We start from the raw sequence: 7582 nt of genomic DNA, 5'->3' as shown, positions 1-7582 counted from the left end.
GCCCACTTCGAACATACAGTCGAATCTGGAGCATAGTCAGTAGATGCACATATAAAATTTGAAGAATTACTGACAACTACCTTGACATTGAGCGCGATGCTGTAATAATATTGGATGCGGATTTGCAAGATCCACCGGAGTTGATTCCTGAAATGATATATTGGTGGCAAAAAGGATATAAGGATGTTTGTTTAAAAAGAAGATCTCGTGAAGGAGAAAGTTTTATAAAAAAAACGACATCACATTTTTACTATAAATTATTACAACATTTGACCGATATTCCTATCCAACCAGATGTGGGAGATTCTCGTTTATTGGATCGTAAATGTATAGATGCCTTGAAGAGTATCCGAGAAACACAGCGATATACAAAAGGCTTATTTAGTTGGATTGGTTTTGAAAAAAAGGAAATTTTATTTGATAGAAAACCACGTGTTGCTGGCAAAACAAAATGGAATTATTGGAAATTAATAAATTTGGCTATACAGGGAATTACAAGTTTCACGATTACCCCCCTTCGGATTGCTTCTGGAATGGGAGCTGTTTTAGCTATTATTGCTATTTTATATATGTTATATATTCTTTCACTAACGTTAATATATAATAATCCAGTTCCTGGATATCCTTCATTAATATGTATAATTTTATTTATTGGTGGTATTCAATTATTTGTACTCGGGATTATAGGGGAATATTTAGGGCGGGTATTTATTGAAAGTAAAAATCGTCCACCATATTTTATAAAATCTTATATACGAGGGGAAAAATGATAGCTAATTTAAATAATGGGCAAAACAGATGGTATGAATGTATATCTGCCAAATATACCGCATCTTCTCCGCTGCGGTTAAGTCTTTTCATTTTATTGCTAATTGCTTTTTTTTTGGATATTTATGTTCTGAACAGGCATACTACCTTTGCTGCTGATGATTATGGGTTTCAATTACTTAGTGACTCGATTAATTCACCGTATGACTATTTTGCCGTTTTATATCAAAAATATTTTAGTTGGACTGGCCGCATGATAAGTGAATCCTTTACCTATTTGTTTTTTTCATTGGATAAAAAGATTTTTAATATAATAAATTCCTTGGGATATATTTTATTAATTTTATTGATATATTTTAATATTGTTGGCAAGAAAAAAATATATTTATCGTTGTTGATATTTATTAATTTTTTCCTTTTTGTATTTCTTCCCGCATTTGGCCAAGATATATTGTGGATTACTGGGAGTGCTAATTATCTTTGGCCTACGCTTATCGCTTTATCCTATACACTGTTATGGCGGTGTTATTCACCAGAGCGGATTAAGCTATATAGCAACCCTTTATTTTTGCTGTTTTGCATTGTATTGGGGTTCTGCGCGGGAGTAACTAATGAAAATACATCCATAGCAATTTTTTTTATGTCTGTAATTTTCATTATATATTATAAAAAATGTTATAACAAAATATACACTTTTTATATAGTTGCTGCTGTAAGTGAATTATTGGGCAGTATTTTTTTGTTGATGGCCCCTGGTAATTTTGTCCGTGCTCGAATAACTGGGGATGTTTCCCATTTAGGGAATTTTTATAAAAATTTGGGTGATCTGTTAGATCCTACCTGTTTATTAATTTCACTTTTGATTTTTTGTATTTTATATATTTTGCTGAAAGATGCAGATAAGAAAATCGCTTGTATCTTTGCACTTACTTCTATAGTGGCTGTGCTGTCACTTAGTGCATCTCCTGCTAACTTTAAGGGACGCATAGTGTTGAGTGGATTAGCCTTTATGATGATTGCTGCCGGTATTTTATACACAAAAATAGATTTTACAAATCGTAAAATAAAACAGATTGTATGTTTGTTGGCTGTTACTTTTGCTATAGGCAGTCTTAAGTTGTATACTTCGGCAATAGCGGATATTGAGGATTATGAAAGTGAATATAACATTAATCTACAAATTATTGAGCAAGAAAAAGCTGCCGGAAATAGAGATATTGTTGTAAATAACATTTCTTCTGTTAGTAGGTTTTGTGCTTCTTATGGATTGGTTGAAATTAAACCTATGCCTAATGATGGTCAAAATAGCGCAGTTGCTGAATATTTTAAGATCGATACAATTAGGGCATCTTATATATTCCCTTCGGTTTCTAATTAAATTGCGATCCATGGATTAAGGGCACAGGAAAAAGGCGGACAAAATTGTCCGCCTTTTCGTATGCTAATTATTAATCTTTATCAACCACCGAGACGCCAGATACTGGCAGAGCTGATTCCGACTTTACTAGCCTTTTCCGTCCAATCGGCAAGGGTTTTCTTATCGGCAAACCAGACTGTGTACGTTACACCGTCTTCTTCATAGGAGAAGTACAATGCGCTGCTTTCAGGATCACGCTTGGGGTCAACCTGATATTTTTGCAGGAGCGCTTCTGCTTGGCTTGTGGAAATCAATTTTTTATCACCATTGCTTCCCCATAAGCATCCGCCGTTGGCGAAGGCTGCGCCTAACGAACCGGGAAGAGCCTTCATATTTTTGGCAGTGCGTTCTATAAAGGCAAAGTCGGCTTTAGGTCCTGGGCCACTGTGCAGACCGTACAGGTTATACATCATCACCACGTATTGCGGGCCTTGTGGGAATGTATAGTCAGCAAATTTTACTGATGGTTCCAGAATGACACGTAGCTTTATATCTTTTTCAGAAGCCTTATCATAAAGTATTTTAATAAAATCGAGATATTCGGCTGCTGCGGTTTTATCCTTAAATACCTGTTCATAATCAAGGTCAATGCCATTGAAACCATTCTTTTCGGCCATGTCGATTATTTCATCGGCTTGGTCAACTTTTTTCAGATCATCGTCGAGGGTTCTTTTGACTACATCAATGCTTTTCAAGTCGCTTTTATTATCGCTTACTACATCATTGACGACAGACAGATATTTGATGGGAGCAGCGTTATCTTGCAATACAGCAGGGTCGAAATCATCGGGCAGTATGAGTTTGTCTTCATCTGAAAAATAAGCGGCAAAATACGAGATACTGTCATAATTTTCCTCTGCAAGCTCTGCCAAGCTATTTGGCATATCCCAATAGACAAGCCAGGCATTGGTTTCTGTGGGAAGGGCAGGGGTTTGTTTAGCTGCGCCACACCAGGTCGTATAACCGAAAAAAATTAGCGGGATACTGCAAACAAAACCTATAACAATTTTTAGCATTTTGGTTGAGAGTTTCATAGTTCCCTCCGTTATAAATATTTCACGAACCAACTGACAACTAGTTCACCGTATTTTTCTCCATTATACAATATTTTGTTTATGCCTGTATACTTTGCAGTAAATAAAGTGTTTCCGTTTGGTAGATTCTTTATAGTAAGTCCGTCAAATACGGCATCATAAATGGTGTCGGTGAGTTCCCTTTGCGCAAATCCCTTGCTTGTCCAGTTAGCGACTAAGAACAAGGCACCTGCATCGGTTTTGCTTACTTGTGCTGTTACTGCTTTTTTACCGTTTACGGAAATGTCAATATTGTTCCCTTGCAAGGTGATGGATAAATTTTCATCGCCTTTTTCGTTGGCGGTTATATCAGGTACATAATTGGTATTGCCTGTTTCTGTATTTGTAGGTGCTACTTGTGCCTGTCCGTCGGGAGTTGCATAGCGGGAAAAAATTTCCTTTTCCTTTTTTTGTGCTTCAAGACGGGCTTGGTCATTAGAAAGCGCTGGAACGCCATTGAAGTTATCCAGATCAACCTTTGCAAGTTCTGTTTCATTCGTGCCGCTTTTTTCTTTAACGAGCAGTTCTCTACCAACTACATTAACGCTTATATAGTTGTCCATGGTGTTGTCACTGCGCAGGCGAATTTCCTGTCCACCTTGTTTATTACCGTCCAGATGTACATCTAAGCTGAGGTTCTTGTAATTATCACTGTTCTTCAGCTTGACTATTCCCTGGCTTTCCGGTAAGGAGGTAAGATAGATTTTTTCGTCTGTAAATTCGCAGGCACCTTTTGTGAGTTCCCACTGGGCAGCTTTTTTGGCATCACCTGTTTCAAAGGTGAGATTTTGCTGAGTATCATAGTTTATACGCATCAGCAGATGATTTGCCGGCCACCATGCCTGTGATTGCAGTCTTGTTAAATCGTAAATGCTGTGGTCTTTTTGGTTAGGGGCATAGCCTTCACGATTGAAGTTCATTTTGAAAAGTTTGGTGAGCCAGTAGGCATTTACCTTGCTGACCTGTGGGTTATTACCAAAGTTTCCTGTGTTGGCATGCGTCAATATGCTGACAGATGGTATATAGCCTATGTTATCCATATAAGCTGTTTCGAGCTTTTTATAATCAGTACCTATGCGGTCCTGCATACGGTCATAGCTTTCCATTGGTACACCGTTTTTATCGCGGATATAATCCATAAGATAGTGATTATATCTGTGACTAAGATACGGGTGCGCTATCGAAAACATGAGCGGGCTCATTTCACCTAAGTAATTATTATACCTGTCAAAAACGTTAATATAGGCTAATCTATAACCATTGGAGCCGAGTTCCCAATAGGAACTTTCCATGAGACGTTTTAAATCATCCGGGGATAAAAATTTATTATCGTTTTTATTAAAATTTTGTGGATAGGTAAAAATAGTTGCTTTGTAGTTGAGTTCTTCTAAAACATCCTGGGCGAAAATAGCGGTATCCCGCCGGCCGTCTTCAAACATGAGATATACGGCTTTATCCGGTAGTTTAGCACTATTTTGGTAGTAGTTATATATGTCTTCGGTGGTTATGGTTTCATAGCCTTGTTCTTTTAGTGCCTTGAGCTGCTGGCGCAGTCTTTCCTGTGATACGAGTTCCTGGCTGCCGCCAGTTTTTTGTACACCAGAGTATGATATGGCAATAAAACCTTTTTGGTCTTGGGTGTTATCTGTATAAGGTTGATAGCTTTTTGTATAGAAGATGTTGTATAGGGCAAAGAAAAGGACAACACCCAGTATTGCTAATTCCAGTATGGTTCGTACGATTTTTCTCCTGTTGCGTATTTTGGAGAATTCTTTATTGCCTATTTCTTTATTTTCCGCCATCAGCCATACCTTCCTTTTTATTTTTTTTGTTGTAGGCTTTCAGGTCGGCGGCCGTCATGCGGGTGCCCCATGTCGATTTCCAGAAGGTTACCCAGGCAATTGGCATCTGCCACAGCAATACAACTTCATAGTAAAGGCAGAACCATATACCGTATACCCATGTCGTACTGCGTCGTAGGAACAATTGGGCAACGCTCATCAGTAGTGCCATCATTAATATACCTATGAGGAAAGTTAAAGGAAAAACATGATGGGTAAAAGGAATATAGATAAGGTTGTAAATGACGATTATCGGTGCGAGCATGGGGACGAGCAGTCCCATGTAAAAGGATAACGCCATAAACGGTTCTTTTTTCCACATGTAAGTAGCGGTGATAAGTGATTCTCTGAGCCAGGAGCGTTTCCAGCGCATTTGCTGTTTCAAAAATATTTTATAAGTGTTAGGGACGATTGTCGAACATACGGCACTGTCCTGATAATCTGTGCGATGTGAGCGTAAAATAAAGTTAGTCATTGCCCGGTCATCACCAAATGTGGCTTTTTGGCCCAGAAATTTTTGTTTCAGCCATGCATCGCTGTATTTCAAGACCAGATCCTTGCGGTAACAGGATAGTGGTCCTGAAAGGCAAGTTACTGCGTCGAAAAGTCCTTCTGCTGCTTTTAAGATACGGAAGGCTATATAGTAGCGGACAGACTGCATTTTGGTCAAGGCATTCGTGTATGTGTTTACTACATCTGTACGACCCGAGACACCGCCCATTTTTTCATCTTGGAAAGGCTGGACAATGTTTCTTATAGCGAATGGGTCAAGGAAACTGTCAGAATCAACAAAGACGAGTAACTCATTTTTGGCCATTGCAGCACCTGCTGCCAATGCTTCTCTTTTTCCAGCATTAGTAGGCTGGACGTGGTAACGAACTCTTTCGGCTATAGCGTAGCCACGTTCTTTGCTCAGGTCGGCAATTATTTCTTTTATCTTTTCCACTGAGTTGTCATTGGAACAGTCATCAATGACGATAACCTCTAATTTATCAACGGGATAATCTTGGTTTACACAGCTGAGGATAGTTCTTTTTATCCATTGCTCTTCATTAAAACAAGGGATAATGATGGTTACCGCCGGAGTAAAATCGGGATTAATGGGCGTTGGCCTATAAAGGGCACCGAATAAATAACGGCTGAGTAAAAAGGTCGCAGCTATGATGCTGTATAGATACAGTACTTTGTTGACACTGAAATACATGATACTTGATGAACGGAGCAGGACAATGAACAGGCAGATGAAGAACATAAAAAAGGCTGATATTGACAGCATATAACATTGTCTGTTCTTATAGATGTATTGAGCCAGAAGCTGGTCAAACTGGAAAGCACAGCACAGTTTGTTGTCCTTGTCCCGATAGGTGCGAACCCATTTTGCGGCCAGTCGTTTTATTTTTGTTTCATAACCTTCAGGCATACTTCCCGGTTTGATTTGGAAAGTAAGCTTAACCTGTGCTGAGTTTTCAATGCTTTCCTGGTATTCATTCGGAATACTACAGGAAATCCCCGAACTGGATAAATTTACAGCTCTACCTGTGATTACCTTTTTGTTTTTATCTTTGTCCCGTATTTCTATTTTGACGGCGTAATCTACTACATAACGCCGTCCTGTTTTTTCTTTTTGGATGCTGACAGAATACGATTCGGTATGTTTATGGTCATCAATGCCGCGGCGGTCTATAGTAGTTCTTTTTTTATCTTTGTCCGGCACATTAGGGAGCATTCTCCTGTCATTTACTGTATGCAGGAGAACGTCTTCCTTATTTGCCATACTTTGTTTTAATATTTCTGCGGCAGTTTTTGCATTAACAGGCGGCTGTGCCGACTGGTTTTTTTTGTCATCCATTTTTATTCACCGCCCATGCCATACCCAGAGTTTGTATACAAATATCCAGCTGAATCAGTTCCAGATGATGCTGCTTCCGTTTCATCGTGTACCGGATTTGATTGGTCATAGCCGTCTTTTAGATAGTCTGAAAGTCGAGCCGGAGTAAATTTAGCCGGATCGCCATCTGGACGCTGCTCATTGGCTGTAAGCAGTAGATCCAAAGCTCTGGCTGTATATTCGGCATTATCACTCATATGCATTACTAGGACAGCTCCTTTCCGAACTCTGCCATTTTCATCAAAAATTCCTTTTTTAATATCATTTAACATGCTGTAAATATTAGGTTGGTCATAATCGTGTGTACTGTAAGAACCATCTATAATGTAGGTATAACCATTGGCATACAGACATTCAAAGCCCATTTTGCTGACAGTCAGCTGCGGAGGCCTAAAATATCTGTTTAGTGCCGGGTGGCCGTTTATTACAACATCACCGACAATTGTTTCGAGTTTTGCATAACAATCATGCAGATCCTGCATATATTCTTCACGTGATTGCGTAGATTTTTCCTGGACATTAGTACGCGTGTTTTGTGTTGTCATTGGTTTATGCCAATCACTATGCGCACCGATATCATGTCCCTCCATGGCGA

The 7582-nt window shown here is 39.0% G+C and carries 6 protein-coding genes; 2 read left to right on the top strand and 4 right to left on the bottom strand.

Annotation, left to right across the window (positions count from 1 at the left end; all coding sequences use genetic code 11):
- The first annotated feature begins 65 nt into the window (after positions 1-65).
- Positions 66-770 (top strand): glycosyltransferase, encoded by a 705-nt coding sequence (locus EDC37_RS11350; protein WP_132551433.1) that lies wholly within the window; start codon positions 66-68, stop codon positions 768-770.
- Positions 767-2146 (top strand): DUF3329 domain-containing protein, encoded by a 1380-nt coding sequence (locus tag EDC37_RS11345; RefSeq protein ID WP_132551431.1) that lies wholly within the window; start codon positions 767-769, stop codon positions 2144-2146. Before EDC37_RS11350 ends, EDC37_RS11345 begins: the two co-directional genes overlap by 4 nt.
- Before the next feature lie 80 nt (positions 2147-2226).
- On the opposite strand, the gene EDC37_RS11340 is transcribed toward EDC37_RS11345, so the two are convergent.
- The 4 genes from EDC37_RS11340 to EDC37_RS11325 all read right to left on the bottom strand — a co-directional run bounded on the left by EDC37_RS11340 (position 2227) and on the right by EDC37_RS11325 (position 7577).
- Entirely contained in the window at positions 2227-3219 is a 993-nt protein-coding gene (locus EDC37_RS11340) for a glycosyl hydrolase family 18 protein (protein WP_132551429.1), read from the bottom strand.
- 11 nt (positions 3220-3230) lie between these two features.
- On the bottom strand, positions 3231-5060 hold the full coding sequence (locus tag EDC37_RS11335; RefSeq protein WP_132551427.1) for a polysaccharide deacetylase family protein: 1830 nt from the start codon (positions 5058-5060) through the stop codon (positions 3231-3233).
- Positions 5047-6873, bottom strand: a complete 1827-nt coding sequence (locus EDC37_RS11330; RefSeq protein WP_196589731.1) for a glycosyltransferase family 2 protein — start codon at positions 6871-6873, stop codon at positions 5047-5049. The genes EDC37_RS11335 and EDC37_RS11330 overlap by 14 nt, the downstream gene beginning before the upstream one ends.
- Before the next feature lie 77 nt (positions 6874-6950).
- The gene (locus EDC37_RS11325) at positions 6951-7577 is read right to left on the bottom strand and encodes a polysaccharide deacetylase family protein (protein WP_132551423.1); all 627 of its coding nucleotides are present in this window, start codon (positions 7575-7577) and stop codon (positions 6951-6953) included.
- Positions 7578-7582 lie beyond the last annotated feature (5 nt).

Source organism: Pectinatus cerevisiiphilus, from assembly GCF_004341685.1.
GTDB classification, from domain to species: Bacteria; Bacillota; Negativicutes; order Selenomonadales; family Selenomonadaceae; genus Pectinatus; species Pectinatus cerevisiiphilus.
Note: the sequence above shows the minus strand (reverse complement) of the source record. Positions and strands in the feature narration are given on the sequence as shown.

Coding starts and splice junctions, on each gene's coding strand:
- EDC37_RS11330 (WP_196589731.1), bottom strand. CDS start 6,873: ATGGCAAATAAGGAAGACGTTCTCCTGCATACAGTAAATGACAGGAGA.
- EDC37_RS11345 (WP_132551431.1), top strand. CDS start 767: ATGATAGCTAATTTAAATAATGGGCAAAACAGATGGTATGAATGTATA.
- EDC37_RS11335 (WP_132551427.1), bottom strand. CDS start 5,060: ATGGCGGAAAATAAAGAAATAGGCAATAAAGAATTCTCCAAAATACGC.
- EDC37_RS11325 (WP_132551423.1), bottom strand. CDS start 7,577: ATGGAGGGACATGATATCGGTGCGCATAGTGATTGGCATAAACCAATG.
- EDC37_RS11340 (WP_132551429.1), bottom strand. CDS start 3,219: ATGAAACTCTCAACCAAAATGCTAAAAATTGTTATAGGTTTTGTTTGC.